This is a genomic window from Methylobacterium sp. PvP105 (assembly GCF_017876975.1).
Taxonomy (GTDB): Bacteria; Pseudomonadota; Alphaproteobacteria; order Rhizobiales; family Beijerinckiaceae; genus Methylobacterium; species Methylobacterium radiotolerans.
The window spans coordinates 170,520-189,589 of the sequence record NZ_JAGIPA010000005.1 but is presented as its reverse complement, the minus strand read 5'-3'; the positions used below and the strand labels follow the sequence as shown (position 1 = coordinate 189,589).

The following is a 19,070-nucleotide window of genomic DNA, read 5'->3' as shown; positions in this document are numbered from 1 at the left end:
GTGAACCCGGACGAGAGCCACGACGAGGATGAGGGCGACGATTGGCGCTCCGTCAGCACGCGCCGCCCCGACCCGAGAAGCCTCAGCCTCGCCCAGAGCCGCGCGCGCGAACCCGGGCGCGGTCGAACCGCAGATGATCCTGCCCAAATCCCGGCTGTGGGATGGAAGGACGTCCTCTTCAGGGTCGTGTACTCGTTCCCGCGCGATCGCGTGCTCGCCACGGCCGGCGGCGTCGCCTTCTTCGCGCTGTTGGCGACTTTCCCGGCCCTCGCGACCGTCGTGTCGGTCTACAGTCTGTTTGCCGACCCGCACGCCATCAGCCAGCACGTGAGCCTCCTCGCGGGCGTGCTGCCGAGCGGCGTCCTCGACCTCCTGTCCGACCAGCTGATACGCGTTGCCCAGCAGAGCACCGGTGCGCTCAGCACAGCCTCGCTGGTGAGCGTCTTGATCGCCTTCTGGAGCGCGAATTCGGGGGTGAGCGCCCTCTTCGACGCGCTCAACGTGATCTACCGGGAGCGCGAGAAGCGTTCGCTGATGCGCTTCTACGCCACCACCTTCCTGTTCACGCTCAGCGGCATCCTGTTCGCCCTGACAGCCACCAGCTTGGTCGTCGTCCTTCCGATCGCGCTCAACCAGCTCGGTCTGGGCGCCCTGACGGACGCTCTGCTGCGTCTGGTGCGCTGGCCGGGACTGCTCATCCTCGTGAGCCTGGGCCTGGCCGTGACGTATCGGTACGGACCCAGTCGGCGCGACGCCAAGTGGCGTTGGGTGAGTTGGGGCGGCGCCGCCGCGGCCGTCTCCTGGGTCTGCGCCTCGGTCTCGTTCTCGTGGTACGTGGCCAGCTTCGACAGCTACAACAGGATCTACGGCTCGCTCGGCGCGGGCATCGGATTCATGACGTGGATCTGGTTCTCGGTCGTGATCGTGCTTCTCGGGGCCAAGTTGAACGCCGAGATCGAACGTCAGACCGCGCGCGACAGCACGACCGGGCCGCCGAAGCCGCTCGGGTCCCGCGAGGCCCATGCGGCCGATACCGTTGGCCCGCCAGAGGGCTGAACGCGGGTCGGTGAGGCAACGGGATCGCGGCCTGGACGCGAAGCCGCTGCGCCGGCCGGCTGAGAGCGGAACGGCCGCTCCCTTTCTCGCTGCTCAGGACAGAGACGGGAGCGGGCCGGTGAGGTCGGGCCGCTCCTCGATCGTCCAGACGGCGTCGAGGATACGGCGAACCGCGCGCGTGCCGAGACGCTCACCGGCATCCATGCGAACCTCGCGCTCGACGGCGTCCCGGGTCATCGGCCGTGCCACGAAGCCCGGGCCATCGTCGGCCTGGCGGCCGATCTCGCGCCCGTCCGCCAGTGCGGCGGTCACGCGGTTCGGCACCGTTCCGGCTGCGTGGTCGTCAGGGCGGCCTCCTCGGCCGCGGTGACCCGGTCGATGAGCGCCAGCGGGGATGGGTCGCGGAGTCGGTCCTGGGCGTAGCTGGCGCTGGGAATGGCGACGTCGAGCATCGCCCGCGCGGATAAAGGGCTGGCCGTGGTCGGCCGTGTCCCTTGTCGTGGGGCGCCACTTCTCGTGAAGCGGCCGGCGGTGACGTAGCCGCGATGCGTCGCTGCCGGGTCGGGCAGGTCCCGACACGGCTTACGGGATCTCGGCCCGTCGGGCGGGGAGCCCGCCTCCTCACGTGGGCGAGCCCCCTCACCCCGTCCTCGCGCGCATGATCGTCGGGCCGAGCACCGGCGACCGCCGCTCCTAATCCCGGCACGCACATGCAGGCGCCGCATGCCTGGCGTGAGGAATGTGGCATACCAAGGCGCCGTGTGCGGTGCGATATCGCCCTCACGCACCGCACAACAGGACGCCGCCGATGACCCTCTTCGCCGCTCTCGCGCTTCTCCCCTTCGCCGCTATCGCCAACTTCGCGCTCGTGGTGGCGCTGGCAAATCAGTTCGACGACGACCGGCCGGCCGCGGGCTTCCCCGGCGCGGTCCCGACCCTCGCCTGAGCTGCGTCCAGCCCGCCTCACGCGGGTGAGATCTAGCCTCCCCCGGAACCTGGTCCGGGCGTCAAGGAGCCTCCGGGACTTCCCGGAGTTGCTCCTGTCAGTGGTCCACCTCCGACGCGCGCTCGCGAGCCGTGGCGGCCGGGTCAGAATTTGCGAGGCGTCGAGCCGCCCTGAGCCGCATCGGCACGATCGTCGCTGTCGGGGTGCCTCCGGTCCCGGGCGCCCTCACGGCCCTCGGCCAGGGTCGGAACGGCAAGGCCTTCCGGCACGCCGGACGCAGGTGCGCCACCGCGTCCAGAGTCTCGTCACCGGAATGGGGCGGAAGTCGGCTCTCGGATTGAGCGAGAGCGCTTCTCGCGTGCGGCAATCGACGACCGTCGGGATCCGGAGCGGACGCCCGTCGAACGGGCGGACCTGAAGTCCATCACCCAGACCACGTCAGGGCCGCCGGATCTCCGGCAGACCGCGTCCGCCATCGCACCGCTCCCCGCCTGCCGCAGGGCGGAAGCGATCGGCTGCCTCGCGAGGTGGTCGGGCGGCACGGCATCCATCCCCATCGGGATCCGGGATCACCCGAAAATTCGCCCTCAACGCGGACCGGTCTGCCGGGTCAGGGCCAGGAGCGGTCCCCGACGCGGACCCAGGCCGCGTATTCAGCGCGACGCGGTGGTCTTCGCGGCCTGCAGCTCGGAGCCCGCGTCCGAGGCGTAGGCGTTGATGATCCCCGCCAGCAGACCGGGAAAGCGTGCCTCCACCTCGAGCCAGCGGGAATGGTTGCGCACCTCGACGCCGTGGCGTTCGCTGCGGATCAAACCGGCCTCGCGCAGCACCTTGAAGTGGTTGGACAACGAGGATTTCGGGATGACCCGGTCCCCGACCGCCGAGACGGCCGAGCAGGCCTCGACACAGCCCGCCTGCATGATCTTGGCGAAGATGGCTGCCCGGCTCGGGTCGGCGAGCGCGTGCAGGATCGCCTCCGGACGCACGTCCTCGATAGCGGGGTGAAACAGCGGTCTCATATTTCGTCCCTATGGGGTCTTGAACGACGCTCCGTTAGTTCCGAAGTTCCGAACTATGGGTCGATGGCTGCCATACCGGAGCCGGCCCATATCGGAGATAGCACACATGTCGAAGCTTGCGGGCAAGGTCGCCGTGGTGACCGGGGCATCCAAGGGCATCGGTGCGGGGATCGCCAAGGCGCTGGCACAGGATGGCGCCGCTGTGGTGGTGAACTACGCGTCCAGCAAGTCCGGGGCCGACGCCGTCGTGGCGGCGATCACCTCGGCCGGCGGCAGGGCCATCGCGGTCCAGGGGGACGTCTCCAGAGCGTCCGAGGCGCAGGGGGTGATCGAGGCGGCGGTGCGGGAATTCGGGCGGCTCGACGTGCTCGTCAACAATTCCGGCATCTACGAGTTCGCGGCGATCGAGGAGGTCACCGAGGAACACTATCGCCGCCAATTCGACGTCAACGTGCTCGGCATCCTGCTGGCGACGCGGGCGGCCGCGAAGCATCTCGGCGCGGGCGCGAGCATCGTGAACATCTCCTCGGCGATCACGCACGTGCACACGCCGACGGCGGCGGTGTACGCGGGCACCAAGGGCGCGGTGAACGCCATATCGGGGGTGCTCGCCAACGAGCTGGCCCCGCGCAAGATACGCGTGAACGTCGTCAGCCCGGGCTTCGTGGTCACTGAGGGCACGCACACAGCGGGCGTCGTCGGTTCCGAGATGGAAACCGGTCTCGTCGCGCAGACGCCGCTCGGCCGTGCCGGTCAGCCGGACGACATCGCCACGGTCGTGGCCTTCCTCGCGTCCGACGACGCGCGCTGGCTCACCGGCGAGAACATCACCGCCAGCGGCGGCATCCGCTGATACACGACGACGACACCTGCGCGCAGGGTCCAGGCAGACTGCGCGCAGGGGCGGATGCAGGGCGGCGATGAGCGGGCCGGTGCCGAGGACGGCCCTCAGCCGCACCGTGCCGCGGACGGATCTACGGCGTCGGAAGTCGATCGCGGCCGACAGCAGGACCGTCGGCGGCGGGCCCTGGCCCAGGACGTCCCTGCCGGTCGGCGCCCAGTGGGCTTGCCCGACACGTTGACGACGTTCGCCGGCAGGGTCAGCGCCCGGTCCCGGAACGTGGGAGCGCAGCGCAGGCCGACATCGCGGGTCGCCCCGTCCGGGATCTTCTGGCTCTTGGCGCGGTCGTGGTATTGCGCCGACGTGTCGGTCACCCGGCCGGTGAGCGTCAGGCCTGGAACGCGGCCCGGCGGCAGGTCGTACCCGCCGTAGAGGTTGAGCGGCAAGGACGCTGGGCCCGCACCGGCAGGCCGTCGAGCAAACTGACCCCGACTGGGACACGGATGCCCGCCACCGGGGAGACGAGAACCCACTGAGGGCCGGCCGCAATCCCGTCTCTCAAACGGGCCGAGCACTCTGGAGACGGACCATGGCGACGCCAGCTTCAAGCCAGCCCCCGGTCGGACCGGACCGCGTCCTGGCCGAGGCGCCGTACCGGATCGGTACGGTGACCCTCGTCGTGCGCGACCTCGGCGCGCTCACGCGGTTCTACCGGGACATCCTGGGGCTCCGCATCCTCTCGGAAGCCGACGGTGCCGTGCAGCTCGGGACGGGCGACGCCACGCTCCTCGTCCTTCGGCACGACCCGGATGCGCGGCCACGGGCGCCACGTGAGGCCGGCCTGTTCCACACGGCGTTCCTGCTCCCCGGCCGGGGCGACCTCGGAGCTTGGCTCCTGCACGCGGAGAAACACGGCATCGCGCTCACCGGCGGCGCCGACCACCTCGTGAGCGAGGCCGTGTACCTCGACGATCCGGAAGGCAACGGCGTGGAGATCTACGTCGACCGCCCCGCCTCCGCGTGGCAGCGCGCCTCGGACGGTACGGTCGTGATGCGCAACGAACGGCTCGATCAGGCCGGGCTCGTCGCGGCCGCGACACGTCCCTGGTCGGAGATGCCGGCCGCTGCCTGCGTCGGGCACGTCCATCTCCAGGTGGGCGCGCTCGAAGCTGCGGAGCGCTTCTACGCGAAGCTGCTCGGTTTCGACGTGATGTGCCGCTATCCCGGTGCCCTGTTCCTCGGCTCCGGCGGCTATCACCACCAGCTCGCCGGCAACGTCTGGAACAGCCGAGGTGCGGCCGTCCGATCCGAGGGGCTGACGGGCCTCGCCGAGGTGGCCCTGCTGGTCGATGGACCGACCCTGGCATCGGCAAGAGACCGGCTGCGCGAGGCCGCCGGGGTGCTTGGCGGAGCCGGCGGCACGCTCGTCGTCCGCGATCCTTGGGGCATCCCCGTGCGGCTCGTGCCCGCGGATTGACAGCGCCGCTGGCGCGCGATCGGACGGATACCTGCGGTGCGCGATCTGGACAATATTCGCTGCCTGAGGATCGCCTACGGCTGAAGCCCGATAGTCTAGCGATCAGCGCCTCTGCCCTCTTCGCAGGAACCTTCCCGATCGTGACTGACTGGTCGGAGATCGCCGCTGTTCATCCCGTCGAGATGCCCGAGTCCTCCGTCTCGTCGACGTCGAAGCCGCCGTCGCGTTGAGGCACGGTCCCGCGCCGGACATGCAACGCGCGAGAGGCTTGCGCCACGACCGTTCGGCTCGGAGGCGCGATGCTGGATCGGCATGCCGAGATGTAGCGGCGGGAGGAGCGCGGGGCCGGCTCGGGCAACAGTCGGAGATATGAGGACCGGCGCGTCCGGCCCCGGAGAGCGATCACCTCGGATCTCCCGCCGGACGCCGGCACCGCGGTCAACCTTCAGAAGGCGCTGGGCCATACTGCCGACATCGCCGGCGGTGCCGACGTCGCGGGCCGTGATCCAGGCCCACCGCGGATCGGGCCGATCCGCGGTGGGCCGCCTGTCCGTCATAGAACCCGGAGATCGCCATGCGCCGGCCGGCACGCGAGATCGCCGGCCGCTCCCTCGATCCTGTGATCCACCTTTCCATATATCTCAGTATAACATGAATATATTTGAGTCATTGCGTCGGCGACGATCGACGACCGCGCACAATATATGTCGTTAACTCAAAATTTGCGGTCGTCTTATAGATGTCTATAGAGATCGTGACTCTGAACTGCGTGGTTTTCTGCTCCCTTTGACGGGAGATGATGGCCAAGGCAGTCCAGCGGGTGTCCCGGTCTCGGCAAGGTTCGCGCGGATCAGCACCGGAGACATCCGCTCGCTGCAGTCCGCGCGCTCCGCTCTGTCCGTGCATTTCGCGTGCGAGGGTCCGATCGTCCCATGACTGCCCTGGATCCCGCGGAGATCTTCCGCGCCGAGGCCGCCGAGCTGCTCGCCTGCCTGGAGACGACCCTGCTCGACCTCGGCGACCGGCCCGAGGACCGGACCCTGATCGACACCGCCTTCCGCGCCCTACACACCATCAAGGGCTCGGGCGCCATGTTCGGCTTCGAGCAGGTCGCCGCCTTCACCCACGACTTCGAGACCGCCTTCGACCGCGTCCGCCGCGGCGAGGTCCCGGTCGGCCGCGACCTCGTCAACGTCTCCCTCTCGGCCAAGGACTTCATCCGCGGCCTCATCGAGGAGCCCGAGGCCAGCGCGCCCATCATCGGCGAGGCCATCCTGGCCGAGCTCGAGCAGCTCCTCGGCGCCGCGGGCGCCGACGCGGCCCAGGCCGCTGCCGATACCGCTGCCGATACCGCCGCCGCTTCCGCCGCCGCTTCCGCCGCCGCTTCCGCCGCCCCGCCCGCCGAGGCCGGCTGGCGGATCGGCATCGCCTTCGCCCTGGACGTCCTGCGCAACGGCACCAACCCGCTCGCCCTCCTCGACGAGCTGCGCGACCTCGGCGCCTGCACGGTCGTGCCGCGGCTCGAGGCCCTGCCCGAGCTGCCCGGCCTCGATCCCGAGAGCCTCGCCCTCGGCTGGGACGTCACGCTGCGCGGGCCCGTCAGCCGCGCGGCGGTCGAGGACGTGTTCCTGTTCGTGCGCGACGAGATGGTCCTGACCCTGGAGCCGGCGGGCCCGGCGCTGCCGGACGCCGCCCCGCCCGAGCCGGTGCCGGCCCAGGCGCGCGCCCCCGCTCCGGTCGCGGCGGAGCCGGCACCACCGGCCGCGCCCGCTGCCGCTGCCGCTGCCGCCCCGGCCGTCGCCGCCCCGCCCGTCGCCGCTGCCGCGCCGGCCGATGCCCGGGCGCCGGCGCGGCGGGCCGAGGACCGGCCGGCCAGCAGCGTGCGGGTCGAGGCCGAGCGGCTCGACGAGCTGATGGACCGGGTCGGCGAACTCGTCATCGCCCAGGCCCGCCTCGGCCAGCTCGCCGGCCTGCACGCCGATCCCGGCCTCAAGACCGTCGCGGAGGAGATCGAGCGCCTCTCGGCGCGCCTGCGCGACACCACGATGAGCATCCGCATGGTCGCCATCGGCGCCCTGTTCGGCCGCTTCCGCCGCCTCGTCCACGACCTCGCGCGCGACCTCGGCAAGCCGGTCGAGTTCGTCACCGGCGGCGAGGAGACCGAGCTCGACAAGACCGTGATCGAGCGCCTGGCCGACCCGCTCGTCCACCTGATCCGCAACGCCATCGACCACGGCATCGAGGCGCCCGCGCAGCGCGCGGCCGCCGCCAAGCCCGCCACGGGCCGGATCACGCTCACCGCCGAGCATGTCGGCGCCCAGGTGCTGGTGAGCGTGCGCGACGACGGCGCCGGGCTCGACGCGGCGCGCATCCGCGCCAAGGCCGAGGAGCGGGGCCTGTGCGCGCCCGGCGCGGTGCTGAGCGACCAGCAGATCTACCAGTTCCTGTTCGCGCCGGGCTTCTCGACCGCGCCGACGATCTCGGCGCTGTCGGGGCGCGGGGTCGGCATGGACGTGGTCAAGAAGACGATCGAGAGCCTGCGCGGCACGATCGACATCACCACCGAGCCGGGGGGCGGGACCTGCGTGGCGCTGCGCCTGCCGCTGACCCTGGCGATCATCGAGGGGCTGCTGATCCGGGTCGGCGCGGGGCGCTACGTGATCCCGCTGGCGGCGGTGGAGGAGTGCGTCGCGCTGCCCGCGGGCGAGCGCGGCGGGCGCGGGCGGGACTTCCTGAACATCCGCGGCGCGCTGGTGCCGTTCCTGCGGCTGCGCGACCTGTTCGGGGCGCCGGGCGAGCCGGAGGAGCACCAGAAGGTGATCGTGGTGTCGGCGGGCGAGGCGCGGGTCGGCCTGGTGGCGGACCAGATCATCGGCAACCACCAGACGGTGATCAAGTCGCTGTCGAAGCTGCACGCGGACGTGGCGACGTTCTCGGGGGCGACGATCCTGGGCGACGGCACGGCCGCGCTGATCGTCGATGTCGGCCGGCTCGTGGGCGGCGGCGAGCGGGCGCACGAGAGCCCGCGCGAGAGCCCGCGCGCCTACCAGGAGGTGGCGTGATGAGCGGCGGCGTGACGAGTGGCGTGATGAGCGGCGTGACGCGCGGCGTGACGCGCGGGTCTCCCGGGTCCGGGCCGCAGGCGGGCGCGCAGTCTGACGCGCAGGTGGGCGCTCAGCCTGGCGCGCGGGTGGGCGGTCCGGCGGGTCAGCGGGGCGGCCGGCAGGTGGTGATGTTCCGGATCGGCACGGAGAGCTTCGCGCTGGAGGCCGGGATGGTGCGCGAGATCATCGACCCGATCCCGGCGACCCGGGTGGCGGGGGCGCGGGCGCATGTCGACCGGATCGTGAACGTGCGCGGCAACGTCGTGCCGCTGGCCGACATCCGCGGGCGGTTCGGGATGCCGGCGGCGGCCGACAGCCCGGACACGCGCTTCCTGGTCCTGGAGGTGGCGGTGGCGGGCGATCCGGTGGTGGTCGCGCTGGTGGCCGACAAGGTGTTCGCGGTCACCGAGGTCGACCCGGCCGATTGCGAGGCGGTGCCGCCGGTCGGGACGACGTGGCGGCCCGAGTACATCCGCGCGATCGTCAAGGCGGGCGACGACTTCATCATCGTCCCCGACCTCGAGCAGATCCTCAACTGAAGTCCTTCCGGAGACCTGTGGGGATCTCGCCCCGGCTCAGCTCCGATCGTTTCGAATTCCGTGCACACATGGGGGCAAGTATGATGCGTTTCACAATCAAGGCCAAGCTCGGGATCGCCTTCGGGGTGATCCTGCTGCTCCTGGGCGGCGCCGGCTACCTCGCCGTGTCGAGCCTGAGCAGCTCCAACGACCGGATGCAGGCCTTCGCGGCTCGCCCGTTCACTCAGGTCCAGCGCGTCCTGCGCTTCGAGGCCATGTCGTTCGATGCCGCCCGCATGTTCGCGCGGTCGATGCTGGAGCCGACCAACGCGGCCCGCGAGAAGCTGTTCGCCGATTTCCGGGCGCACGACGCGAAATTCCAGGCTCTGTTCAAGGACTACCAGGATCTCGTCCCGGCGGACGAGCGTGCCCGTGTCCAGCCCCTGCGTGACGACTGGTCGAAGCTCAGCGAGGCGGTGACCAAGGGCATGGAGTTCGCGGTCCAGAACGGCAACAACACCGCCAACGCGCTCGCCACCGGCGAGCAGCTGGCCGCGTTCACCGCGGTCATGGCCAAGATCGACGACATCAAGGCGCGCCCCGACCTCTCGACCGAGGACCGCAGCCAGATCAACGTCATCGAACTGAAGATGGTTCGTCTGCGCGGCGAGATCTACCGGGAGATCGTGATCACCGACGACGCCCTCCTCGCGAAGATCGCCGGCGAGTTCAAGCAAACCCTGACGGTCCTGGAGCGCGATCTCGCCAAGTTCACCGAGATGTCGCGCGGAACGGGCTTTGCCGATGGGACCAGCGCGCTCAACGCCGCGGTGAAGGCCTGGACCCCGTCGGCCGAGAAGGTCTTCGCCCTCGGACTGGCGAACACGGACGCCAAGGCGCTCCAGTATTACGTCGGCCCGTTCACGGACGCCCGGAAGGCCGTGGTCGAGGACGTGGCCAAGCTGCGCGCCTACGAGGAGAGCGTGGCGAACGGCTTCGTGCAGAGCACGCAGGCAGCCTTCGAGTCGACCCGCACGATCATGATCGCCGTCGTGACCGGCGCCGTCGTGCTCGGTCTCGCCATGGCGCTCTGGATCGCGATCAGCATCTCTCGCGGCCTGTCGAAGGCGGTCTCCGCCGCTCAGAGCGTCGCCGCGGGCGACCTGACCCGGGACGTGGCCGTGACCGGTCGCGACGAGGTGTCCGACCTCCTGCAGGCGATCCAGGCGATGAACGTGAAGCTGCGCGAGGTGGTCGGCCAGGTGGTCAACGCGGCGAGCAACGTGTCTGCGGGGTCCCAGGAGCTGTCGGCGTCGGCCGAGCAGCTGTCGCAGGGCTCGACCGAGCAGGCGGCCTCGACCGAGGAGGCCTCGGCGTCGATGGAGGAGATGGCCGCCAACGTGAAGCAGAACGCCGAGAACGCCAGCCAGACCGAGACGATCGCCCGGCAGTCGGCCCAGGACGCCGAGGCCAGCGGCGTCGCCGTCGGCCGGGCCGTGGAGGCCATGCAGACCATCGCCCAGAAGATCACCATCGTGCAGGAGATCGCCCGCCAGACTGACCTCCTGGCCCTCAACGCCGCCGTCGAGGCCGCCCGGGCCGGCGAGCACGGGCGCGGCTTCGCGGTGGTGGCCAGCGAGGTGCGCAAGCTCGCCGAGCGCAGCCAGGCGGCCGCGGCCGAGATCGGCACGCTCTCGGCCGACACCGTCAAGGCCGCCCAGCAGGCCGGCGACATGCTGGGCCGGCTCGTGCCCGACATCAAGAAGACCGCCGGCCTGGTCGAGGAGATCACCGCCGCCTGCCGGGAGCAGGATGTCGGCTCGGGCCAGATCAACCAGGCGATCCAGCAGCTCGACAAGGTCACCCAGCAGAACGCCAGCGCCTCCGAGCAGGTCTCGGCCACCTCCGAGGAGCTGGCCACCCAGGCCGAGAAGCTGCAGGCGACGATCGCCTACTTCCGCCTCGCCGAGGCGTCCGCGCCGGGCGCGCCCCTGGCGGGTGTCCCCCTGGCCGGCGTCGATCAGGCGGTGACGCGCCTGCGCGCGACCGCGGCGCGGATGGGCACGGCCTCGGCGGGCCCGGCCTCGGGCGCTTCCTCGGCGGCGATCCGCTCGCCGAGCCCGAAGCGGGCGGGCGGGCGCGGCCCGGCCGCGGGCGGCGGCTTCGCCCTCGACATGGGCGCGGGCGACGCGCAGGACGCCGCCTTCACCCGCGTCGCCTGACCCGCCGCCCGAAGCCCGGATCCGCGCGGCACCTGTCGCCGCGCGGATCCCGCCGCCGGGCCGCAGCCGCAGCCGCAGCCGCAGCCGCGCCCCGATCCATCCGGAGATCCCGCATGTCCAGTGTGTGGCAGTACCTGACCCTTGGCCTCGGGGCCGAGACCTTCGGGATCGACGTCGAGCACGTCCACGAGATCCTCGACTACCGGGTGCCGGCGGCGCTGCCGCAGGCGCCGGCCTTCCTGCTGGGGATGATCGACGTGCGCGGGCAGAGCTACCCGGTGGTCGACCTGCGGACCAAGCTCGGCCTGCCGCCGGTCGCGCGCACGCCGGCGACGCGGATCATCCTGCTCAACGTTCCGATGCCGGGCCGGGCGCTGCGGGTCGGGTTCGTGGCCGACCGGGTGATCGAGGTGACGGAACTCGACAGCGCCGAGATGGAGGCCGCGCCCGAGGTCGGCGGGCGCTGGAACGCGCGCTACATCGCGGGCATCGGCCGCCGGGGCGAGGCGTTCGTGGTCGTGTTCGACCTCGTCGCGCTCATGGACGGCGACGGCCCGGCGCTGGCCGCACCCTCGCAGGCCGCCTGAGGGATCCGCTCCGGCCCGCGCTCACGCCGTCGGGGCCTCGCGGGCCAGCTCACGGACGAACATCTCCGCCTGGTCGATGAGCAGGTTCAGATCGGCCACGCTGCTGCTCATTCGGCCGGCCAGCTCCGCGGTGAGCACGGTCAGCCGGGTGTCGGCACTCGGCTGCACGCTCTGGAGGTTGGCGATCTGGGCCGCCAGCTCGGTCCGTCTCCGATGCAGCACCTTCAGGAGCGCCTCGATCCGAGCCGCGACCAGATCCGCGGTGAGCGCGTCCGTCCGTGCGCCGCTGGCGGTCCCATCCTCCTCGGAGCGCGGTGGGATGATCGTTCCGGTCATGGCAACCTTGCTCTGCCTCGGGACGAACGGCTTAGGCCGTGACGCATTCCTCAGGCTGACCGGCGCTGGCGATGGACGCTCCGGCGGCCGACCCTTCCTCTCATCCGAACCGGCGGCACGCGCGCGGCCGGGGCCTGCGGTCCGCGTCGGAGTTCGAGCAAGTCTCAGGCCGCCCGGACGGTCGCGACGAAGCGAGCCACCTCCGCACAAGATGCTCGGACGGGCGGGACAGCCCGTTTGCCGCGTCGAGCGCCTGGGCCGCGCCCATCTCCTCGGAGGCCGCTGCCGCGCCGGCGACGTTGCGCGTCACCTCGCCCGTGCCCGTCGCCGCCCGAGCGACGTCGCGCAGGATCTCCTGCGTGGCGGCGGCCCGCTCCTCGACCGCCGCGCCGTTGACCTCCCGGATCCGCCCGGCGATCACTCCGACGGCACCGACCGCCCCGGCGGTCACGCCCTGCCCGCGCGCAGTCTGAACCGAGATCTCCGCGGTGGCCCTGGCCGTCTGCGCGGCGAGCGCCGTGACCCCGGCGGCGGCCGGTTTCAGGCCGCCCTCGATATAGTGAGACGGCATGATCTATCTGAGCGCATCGGCCCGCGTGTCATCGCCGATTTTCCCGCGGGACGGCAGGATCTGCCGCGTCTGCGCACCGATATAGCCGCTCGATCGCCTGTGTTGCCTGATCTCATCCTCCGTCATACGCCGCTTGGTCGCGACAGCAGCGGTGAAGACGGAGCCGATCTGACCCGCGCAGTCACGCAACTCCGTCGCCGTCCGGACCATCGTCAGCCAGGAGCCGCACGGAGCTCTCCGCGCAGCGCGCGGTCTCGGATCCAACCTTCGTCCGCGCCGAGGACGTGCTCGGTGAGCCGGACGTCGTTGACCTGACCGCGCTGACCTACACCTACGTGACCGTCGTCATGCTGCTGAGCATGGCTGGGGAAGGCGTGCCGCCCGGTCAGGAGCCGCTGTCCGAGCCCGGCGACTGAGCGCGACACGCGTCGAACGGCGCGATCCGGAGGGCAGGCACGCTCGCGCCGCGCCCCACGCGCGTCCGCCCCGCGCGGCCTCGCGGCTCCCTCGGGCCGGCAGGAGCGGCCGTGGTATCGCTGGCGCGGGCAGAAAAAAAAGGCCGCCCCGTCGGAGCGGCCCGAAGTCTTGGGAGGAAACGCTCTCGGAGAGGGCTGCAGGATCGCGACGCCATCGCGACCCGGCACGGTCGATCTGGGCACCGGCCGTGCCGCGGACAACCGAGGGCAGGTGGGATCGCGTGCATAAGCGGCACTGTTCGGCCCGCCGGGTGCGATTCCACACCATGGCGGGTTCCGGCCGCCGGTCGTGCCGGCGTCTGGACCCGAGCAGAGCGGCGGCGGCGGGGCCGCTCCGGGGCCGCACAGGAACGGGGCGCAAACGCAGACGTTCACGGACCATGCCGGCTCAAAGGCAGGCTCCCATGTCCGCTCCGATGTCCGGGTCGGGCCGGCATCACGGCGGGATCCGCTGCCCGTCCCACGCCAGGGTGTGACCGGAATCTTCGGCCTGCAGCCCGGACACCACCTGCAGCAGCCGGGCCGCACACTCGTCCGGCGCGAAGACGCCGGGCGTCCCGGCATCCGGGCGGAACGGCCGGGACAGTGCCGTCCGCACGGTTCCGGGATGGAGACCGACGACGATCAGCTCCGGATGGGTGCGCGCCGTCTCGACGGCGAGCGTGCGGAGGATCTGGTTGAGCGCCGCCTTCGAGGCCCTGTAGGCGTACCATCCGCCCAGGCGATTGTCGCCGATCGATCCGACGCGCGCCGAGAGCGCGGCGAAAACGCCGTGCCCGGCGCGCGGCATCAGCGGGATGAAGTGCTTGGCCACGAGGGCGGGACCGACGGTGTTGACGGCGAACACGGCGGTCATCGCGGCCGGATCGAGCGCGCGGATCGCCTTCTCCGGTGCGATGCCCGCCCCGTGCAGCAGACCGCTGGCGACGAGGACCAGCCCGACCGGTCCCGCGGCGCCGACAGCCTCGGCCGCCGCCGCGATCGAGGCCTCGTCCGTGATGTCGACGGACAGGGACTGCACGGATTCGGGCTGGGACGCCTGCGACCGCGAGAGGGCGAAGATGCGCGCGTACGTTCCGGTCTCCGCGAGAGCTGCGACGAGCGCCTGACCGATCCCGCCCGAAGCTCCGAAGACGACTGCACTGCTCATTCGGCACACCGCGAACGGGACGTCTTCCCGGGCTCTACACTCAACGGATCCGGGGCGTCGCCCGCAAGGTCTGCGAACCCGCATCGGACGGCTATCCCGCGCCCGGAAGGAAGATCTGAGGACCGGCCGGGCAGAGCCTCACCGCAACAGGCGAAACGCTCGGCCCCGCGGAGCCCGAATCCCCGGACCCGGCAGGGAGGCCCGGACAGACCGGCGACCCGCCCAGGGCGGCTGACGGCGCGAGACCGGGGCAGAGCCGGATGCTGCCCGCCCCGTCCCCGGTCGCGTCCGTGAAGCGGTCCGGCCCGTCGATGCGGACGGCGTGGCGCTCGACGGCACGACCGAGACGGGGCCCGCCGGACTGCCGGCAGTCCTGCTCGACGCGGAAGTCGTTGCCGTGGCATCGGCTCACAGGTCCAGCAGCCGCTGGCGACCGTGGTCGTGGTCGGAGGATCGTCGGCCCGGTGACGCTGTTGTCGGTGATCCCGGCCCTCCGGCGCGTGCTCCCGACGGCGGATCGGGACGCATCGCGCGCCTCGTCGTGACACGCAGAGCGGCGCGCGACCGTCGGGCGGCGCCTCCGCCCGAAGAGGCGCCGCCCGACGGTCGCGCGCCTGTGGTCGCGGGAACGGGATCTCGAACAGGCGTCACGAAGCGGCGAGCCGCCGGGGATGCGCGGCCGGAGCGCTTGACCGGACAGGGCCCCCGTGGCTTCTGGCGACTGCGCGAACGGCCGGTCACGGCTCCGCGCGTCACCGTCAGGACTCCTGAACCCCATGCCCAGCGACAGTCACAGTCGATTGTCCGCGCCGTTCGCGCCGGCCGCCGCTCGCATGGACGCCTGATCGGCGCGCCTCGGGACACGGTCGCGCGAGCGGCCGGACGCCTCCGAGGTGCCGTATGAAGACGATCATCCCCCACAGCGCAGGCGCGCGCGTCGCGCCGTTCGCCGAGCGCCGGCAAGCCCCGTTCGACGCGCACCGCGTCCGTGTTCCGAGGCCGGTCGAGCGCGGCCTCCGCGCTCCTCTGCGGGCACGCTGGTCGATCGATCCCGCCAGCGGGCGCCTGGCGTGCAGATGGGTGTCGGACGACGAGGTGCCGGACAGTCCGCATCGTCGAGACCGCAGCCCGATGAGCGACGCCTCTGATCGCACCGCGTGCGATCGGCTCGCCGCCTAGCACGCCTCTTCGACGGGACGGCCGACGCCCCGTCGATGATGGCGAGGCCATCGGGCTTCGAGGTGGATCCGCCGGACAGGCAGGCGGGTTCGTGACGCCCCGACTTCAACACGCGGCGTCCCCTCGACGCGGGCGGCGTCCGAGTAAGGTCATGCCGGCCGGATCTGCTCCGAGGCCAGCAACCTCTCGAAGTAGGCGATGGTTTTCATGAGCCCTTCCCGCAGCGGCACCGTCGGGCGCCAGTCGAGGAGCTGCTCGGCCAGGGCGATGTCGGGCCGCCGCTGTCGCGGATCGTCCACCGGGAGCGGGGCGTGAACGAGCTTCGAGCGCGAGCCCGACAAGTCGACGACGAGGTCGGCCAGCTGTCGGATGGTGAACTCGTCCGCATTGCCCAGATTGACGGGACCGGTGATCGCCGCCCCGGTGGCCATCATCGCCTGGAGGCCCAGGACCAGGTCGTCGACGTAGCAGAACGAACGGGTTTGATGCCCTTCGCCGAAGACCGTGATCGGCGCGCCGCGCAGGGCCTGAACGACGAAGTTGGAGACGACCCGCCCGTCGCTGGGATGCATGCGCGGGCCGTAGGTGTTGAAGATCCGCACGACCTTGATCGGGACGCGATGCTGCCTGTGATAGTCGAAGAACAGGGTCTCGGCGCAGCGCTTGCCCTCGTCGTAGCAGGAGCGGGGCCCGAGCGGATTGACGTTGCCCCAGTACCCCTCGGGCTGCGGGTGCACGAGCGGATCCCCGTAGACCTCCGAGGTCGAGGCCTGGAGGATCGGCACGCGGAGCCGCTTCGCCAGCCCCAGCATGTTGATGGCCCCCATCACGCTGGTCTTGGTCGTTTGGACAGGATCGAACTGGTAATGGATCGGGGAGGCCGGGCAGGCGAGATTGTAGATCCGGTCCACTTCGACGAAGAGCGGATGCGTGACATCGTGCCGTACGAGCTCGAAGCGCGGGTTGTCGAACAGGTGAGCGATGTTGCTCTTCCTGCCCGTGAAGAAATTGTCGACGCAGAGGACCTCGTGGCCCTGCTCCAGCAGGCGCTCGCTGAGGTGCGAGCCGATGAAGCCGCCGCCGCCGGTGATCAGGATCCGGTCGCTCATCTGTGACGGTCCCAGCAATCAGGGCCTTGCCGTGTCGGCGTGGCGCGGTTTCTGAAGAAGTTCAGCCGTCCGAGCCAGCGCGCGCGCGCCGCGCGCTTCTTCGGCAGGCATTCCTCGACGAAGCGGGCAAACTCCTCGAGGTCGAGATCGAAATCCTCGCGCTCCCTGCTGCCGGGGACGTGCAGGGCGTTGCTCGAGGTGTCGAGATCCGTCACCCGCTCGGCGGGAAAGTAGAAACAGGCCGACACGTTCTCGCGAAAGATCTCGGTGTCGTAGATGCGCAGATCGTCCTTTCCGCTGAGCACGGATCGGCTCGATATGACGCATCCGGGCGCGTTGGCGACCCATTTGTACTTGGCGAGACCGGCTCCGAAATGCGTCACGAACAGGTCGGTGTGGAGCGCGGCCACGAGGCTCGCGCCCATCGAGCAGGGCACGAGCGGCAGCAGGTCGACGTTGGCGATATCCGCCACCCGCCGGCGGAGCGCGTCGATCAGGTCGATCTCCATCTGGACGATGGAGGGCACGGTCCCCGTCGCGGGGACGAGGCTCTCGCAGTAGCTCTCGACGAAGCCGCCCTTCGCGCGCGCGAGCGTGTTGTGCCCGTCGACGAGGACCAGAAACCGCTCCCCCCGCCTCCGGCCGAGGCGTCGGATCAGGCCAACATACCCGTCGAGCTGCCGGACCCACTGGCGATTCTCCAGCCGCAGGCCGATGAGGACGATCGTGGCCCGGCGCGCCGCGTCCGCCAGGCGGGCATCGAGCGCGGGCTCGGCGCTCCGCGCCAGGGCCGCGAGACGATCGGCCAAGCGCTGGCTCACGCGGTAGGAGCGGAACGGCAGGAAGGTCGCCGCGCCGGTGACGGCAGCCTGCAACAGGGGCAGCGGGCCTTCGATCCCGCGATACACACGTCCGGCGACTTCCGGAAAGACGGCGTCGACCGGAAAGATCGGCTCGTTGCAGCTGGCGAACAGGAACACCGCCGGCGAGCGACCGAGCGACAGCACGTCGTCGACCGCGGCCAGCTCGTTCCAGATGGCGTGACTGATGTGCGCGTGTTCGAAGACGATCCCGACGCGTGTCGACCGGGCCGCGCCGTCGATCAGGGCCGGGAGAAGGTACTGCCGCCACAGCCGGACCTGCACGAGGGTCGCGGCGTCGAACCCGACGCTCGCCAGGTTGGGCCGGGCGTAGGCCGTGTTGGTTCGAACGTCCAGCAGGGCCGATGCGAGGCGGGAGTTCTTGCCGATCAGCGTGCACAGCGTCTCGTTCCGGTCCGCCGAGTAGCCGACAAACCGGAAGCCCGGCATGGGCAGGTAGATCGAGAAGCGGAGATCGCCGCCGTCCGGATGGCGCGTCTCCTGCCCGCCGCGCGCGACGATCTCCTTCGTCACCAGTTCGGGCAGATGGGGCGGAGACCCCGCCGGCGCGCCGTTGAGCCGCGCCAGCGCCGCGTGCATCGCCTGTGCCCGCGGATCGGAACCGCCGCCCGTCACGACCCGGACAGCCTGCTCCGGGTTGGCGGCAGCCGCGCGCGCGAGGGCTTCGATCAGGAGATGGATATCCTCGATCATGGCCCGCGAGCCCGCCGCGCCATCGTCGTCGGTGAGAAGCGCCTCCGCCTGCCAGTCGAGAGGCCCCGCCCCGTCCCGTGGCGCGGCGAGGAACTCCGCCGCGCAGGATGCCAGCGGCGCGCCGTCCGGGTTCAGGAACCGGAACGCGCGCGCGTCGTCGGGACCCACGAGCGCGACCACCGTGGCGCGCCCGCCGAGATCGATCAGGCCGAGCGCGGACCAGCCGGACTCGGCCGGACAATGCGCCACGAGTCGCCCGTCGCGGCTCGTGACCGCGTCCCCCGATCGCTGCAGCCTACGGGTATGGCGGATGATCATAGGCGCCCGTCCTCGGCATCGTCCGAGCGGGTTTGTCGAACTTCAGGCATTGCCACAAGGAGACCCGTGGGCGCGTCGCCCGGACAGGCCGACCCGATCGCCTTCACCGCGCCAGCCACACCGTCGCTGCCCCCTCCCCCCGAACGCCTCACTGGGGCCCGGCCGGGAGTGGCAGCGGACGGCCGGACGGCCGCCTGCCTCGAGAACGGGGTCGATAAGGCGGCCCATCGTCGTCGGGCGGGCGCCGCGGCCCCGGCGAGCCCGCGCATCCTCGACCGCGGCGAACGCTGCCGGCGAGCGCGGGATCGCCTGTCCCGCGGACACGGCAGAGCGGGATCCCTGCGACCGGCCTCGTTCGATGACGGTCATGATCGACACGGCGGCCGGCTCCGGAGTGTTGGCGCGCGGCGATCGGCGCGATCGGCCACCCGCGGCTGCGACAGGTGTCGGATCTGGCGCTGTCCGAGGTCGGACGAGCGCTGGCGCAGCGCGCTCGGGCGTAACGCCGCCCGTCCAGGCCGCGAACCGCACGCGCGGATGACGCGCCCGCCCGGCGCCGGCCTGGAGGATCGAGGCTAGGCCGTGCC

17 protein-coding genes and 1 pseudogene are annotated in these 19,070 nt (G+C 71.3%); 10 read left to right on the top strand and 8 right to left on the bottom strand.

The window, feature by feature from the left end; all coding sequences use genetic code 11:
* Positions 1-1,056 carry a YihY/virulence factor BrkB family protein gene (locus tag J3A75_RS34465; RefSeq protein ID WP_043074932.1) on the top strand — a complete coding sequence of 352 codons (1,056 nt, stop codon included), beginning with the start codon at positions 1-3 and terminating at the stop codon, positions 1,054-1,056.
* Between the two features lie 93 nt (positions 1,057-1,149).
* On the opposite strand, the gene J3A75_RS34460 is transcribed toward J3A75_RS34465, so the two are convergent.
* Both J3A75_RS34460 and J3A75_RS34455 read right to left on the bottom strand, forming a co-directional pair.
* Positions 1,150-1,368 (bottom strand): hypothetical protein, encoded by a 219-nt coding sequence (locus J3A75_RS34460; RefSeq protein WP_076729047.1) that lies wholly within the window; start codon positions 1,366-1,368, stop codon positions 1,150-1,152.
* Entirely contained in the window at positions 1,365-1,508 is a 144-nt protein-coding gene (locus J3A75_RS34455; protein ID WP_012330005.1) for a hypothetical protein, read from the bottom strand. Before J3A75_RS34455 ends, J3A75_RS34460 begins: the two co-directional genes overlap by 4 nt.
* Positions 1,509-1,864: 356 nt before the next feature.
* Between J3A75_RS34455 and J3A75_RS34450 the strand changes: the two genes are divergently transcribed.
* Positions 1,865-2,002 (top strand): hypothetical protein, encoded by a 138-nt coding sequence (locus J3A75_RS34450; RefSeq protein WP_165851062.1) that lies wholly within the window; start codon positions 1,865-1,867, stop codon positions 2,000-2,002.
* Positions 2,003-2,655: 653 nt separating this feature from the next.
* Here the strand turns inward: J3A75_RS34450 and J3A75_RS34440 are convergent.
* Positions 2,656-3,021 (bottom strand): ArsR/SmtB family transcription factor, encoded by a 366-nt coding sequence (locus J3A75_RS34440; RefSeq protein WP_029359805.1) that lies wholly within the window; start codon positions 3,019-3,021, stop codon positions 2,656-2,658.
* Positions 3,022-3,127: 106 nt separating this feature from the next.
* Here J3A75_RS34440 and J3A75_RS34435 point away from each other — a divergent pair, with 106 nt between their 5' ends.
* The 6 genes from J3A75_RS34435 to J3A75_RS34410 all read left to right on the top strand — a co-directional run bounded on the left by J3A75_RS34435 (position 3,128) and on the right by J3A75_RS34410 (position 11,770).
* The gene (locus J3A75_RS34435) at positions 3,128-3,874 is read left to right on the top strand and encodes a glucose 1-dehydrogenase (protein WP_012329512.1); all 747 of its coding nucleotides are present in this window, start codon (positions 3,128-3,130) and stop codon (positions 3,872-3,874) included.
* A gap of 577 nt (positions 3,875-4,451) precedes the next feature.
* Positions 4,452-5,339, top strand: coding sequence for a VOC family protein (locus J3A75_RS34430; RefSeq protein ID WP_012329513.1), 888 nt, complete (start codon positions 4,452-4,454; stop codon positions 5,337-5,339).
* A 932-nt stretch (positions 5,340-6,271) separates the two neighbouring features.
* Positions 6,272-8,401: a chemotaxis protein CheA gene (locus J3A75_RS34425; RefSeq protein ID WP_209651259.1), complete on the top strand. Its 2,130-nt coding sequence runs from the start codon at positions 6,272-6,274 to the stop codon at positions 8,399-8,401.
* The gene (locus tag J3A75_RS34420; protein WP_071000219.1) at positions 8,401-8,982 is read left to right on the top strand and encodes a chemotaxis protein CheW; all 582 of its coding nucleotides are present in this window, start codon (positions 8,401-8,403) and stop codon (positions 8,980-8,982) included. The genes J3A75_RS34425 and J3A75_RS34420 overlap by 1 nt, the downstream gene beginning before the upstream one ends.
* Positions 8,983-9,065: 83 nt before the next feature.
* Positions 9,066-11,183 carry a methyl-accepting chemotaxis protein gene (locus tag J3A75_RS34415; protein ID WP_209651345.1) on the top strand — a complete coding sequence of 706 codons (2,118 nt, stop codon included), beginning with the start codon at positions 9,066-9,068 and terminating at the stop codon, positions 11,181-11,183.
* 113 nt (positions 11,184-11,296) lie between these two features.
* Positions 11,297-11,770, top strand: coding sequence for a chemotaxis protein CheW (locus tag J3A75_RS34410; RefSeq protein WP_024827401.1), 474 nt, complete (start codon positions 11,297-11,299; stop codon positions 11,768-11,770).
* A 21-nt stretch (positions 11,771-11,791) separates the two neighbouring features.
* On the opposite strand, the gene J3A75_RS34405 is transcribed toward J3A75_RS34410, so the two are convergent.
* Positions 11,792-12,106, bottom strand: coding sequence for a hypothetical protein (locus J3A75_RS34405; protein WP_012329519.1), 315 nt, complete (start codon positions 12,104-12,106; stop codon positions 11,792-11,794).
* Positions 12,107-12,270: 164 nt separating this feature from the next.
* Positions 12,271-12,632, bottom strand: a pseudogene (locus tag J3A75_RS34400) (hypothetical protein); the annotation flags it as partial.
* Positions 12,633-12,961: 329 nt separating this feature from the next.
* On the opposite strand from J3A75_RS34400, the gene J3A75_RS37165 reads away from it, so the two are divergent.
* A complete protein-coding gene (locus J3A75_RS37165) occupies positions 12,962-13,093 on the top strand; it encodes a hypothetical protein (protein WP_268821237.1) in 132 nt (43 codons plus the stop codon).
* A 496-nt stretch (positions 13,094-13,589) separates the two neighbouring features.
* Here J3A75_RS37165 and J3A75_RS34390 read toward each other — a convergent pair whose 3' ends face one another.
* Entirely contained in the window at positions 13,590-14,303 is a 714-nt protein-coding gene (locus tag J3A75_RS34390) for an SDR family NAD(P)-dependent oxidoreductase (protein WP_012329521.1), read from the bottom strand.
* 900 nt (positions 14,304-15,203) lie between these two features.
* Here J3A75_RS34390 and J3A75_RS34385 point away from each other — a divergent pair.
* On the top strand, positions 15,204-15,482 hold the full coding sequence (locus J3A75_RS34385; RefSeq protein ID WP_209651257.1) for a hypothetical protein: 279 nt from the start codon (positions 15,204-15,206) through the stop codon (positions 15,480-15,482).
* A 149-nt stretch (positions 15,483-15,631) separates the two neighbouring features.
* On the opposite strand, the gene J3A75_RS34380 is transcribed toward J3A75_RS34385, so the two are convergent.
* Entirely contained in the window at positions 15,632-16,591 is a 960-nt protein-coding gene (locus J3A75_RS34380) for a UDP-glucuronic acid decarboxylase family protein (protein ID WP_012329523.1), read from the bottom strand.
* Positions 16,588-18,483, bottom strand: coding sequence for a hypothetical protein (locus J3A75_RS34375; RefSeq protein WP_029361162.1), 1,896 nt, complete (start codon positions 18,481-18,483; stop codon positions 16,588-16,590). The genes J3A75_RS34380 and J3A75_RS34375 overlap by 4 nt, the downstream gene beginning before the upstream one ends.
* Positions 18,484-19,070 lie beyond the last annotated feature (587 nt).

Bases quoted from the DNA above. Each gene is read 5' to 3' on its own strand.
- J3A75_RS34375 (WP_029361162.1), bottom strand. From the start codon at position 18,483: ATGATCATCCGCCATACCCGTAGGCTGCAGCGATCGGGGGACGCGGTC.
- J3A75_RS34435 (WP_012329512.1), top strand. From the start codon at position 3,128: ATGTCGAAGCTTGCGGGCAAGGTCGCCGTGGTGACCGGGGCATCCAAG.
- J3A75_RS34440 (WP_029359805.1), bottom strand. From the start codon at position 3,021: ATGAGACCGCTGTTTCACCCCGCTATCGAGGACGTGCGTCCGGAGGCG.
- J3A75_RS34405 (WP_012329519.1), bottom strand. From the start codon at position 12,106: ATGACCGGAACGATCATCCCACCGCGCTCCGAGGAGGATGGGACCGCC.
- J3A75_RS34420 (WP_071000219.1), top strand. From the start codon at position 8,401: ATGAGCGGCGGCGTGACGAGTGGCGTGATGAGCGGCGTGACGCGCGGC.
- J3A75_RS34430 (WP_012329513.1), top strand. From the start codon at position 4,452: ATGGCGACGCCAGCTTCAAGCCAGCCCCCGGTCGGACCGGACCGCGTC.
- J3A75_RS34450 (WP_165851062.1), top strand. From the start codon at position 1,865: ATGACCCTCTTCGCCGCTCTCGCGCTTCTCCCCTTCGCCGCTATCGCC.
- J3A75_RS34425 (WP_209651259.1), top strand. From the start codon at position 6,272: ATGACTGCCCTGGATCCCGCGGAGATCTTCCGCGCCGAGGCCGCCGAG.
- J3A75_RS34385 (WP_209651257.1), top strand. From the start codon at position 15,204: ATGAAGACGATCATCCCCCACAGCGCAGGCGCGCGCGTCGCGCCGTTC.
- J3A75_RS34415 (WP_209651345.1), top strand. From the start codon at position 9,066: ATGCGTTTCACAATCAAGGCCAAGCTCGGGATCGCCTTCGGGGTGATC.
- J3A75_RS34410 (WP_024827401.1), top strand. From the start codon at position 11,297: ATGTCCAGTGTGTGGCAGTACCTGACCCTTGGCCTCGGGGCCGAGACC.
- J3A75_RS34455 (WP_012330005.1), bottom strand. From the start codon at position 1,508: ATGCTCGACGTCGCCATTCCCAGCGCCAGCTACGCCCAGGACCGACTC.
- J3A75_RS34380 (WP_012329523.1), bottom strand. From the start codon at position 16,591: ATGAGCGACCGGATCCTGATCACCGGCGGCGGCGGCTTCATCGGCTCG.
- J3A75_RS34390 (WP_012329521.1), bottom strand. From the start codon at position 14,303: ATGAGCAGTGCAGTCGTCTTCGGAGCTTCGGGCGGGATCGGTCAGGCG.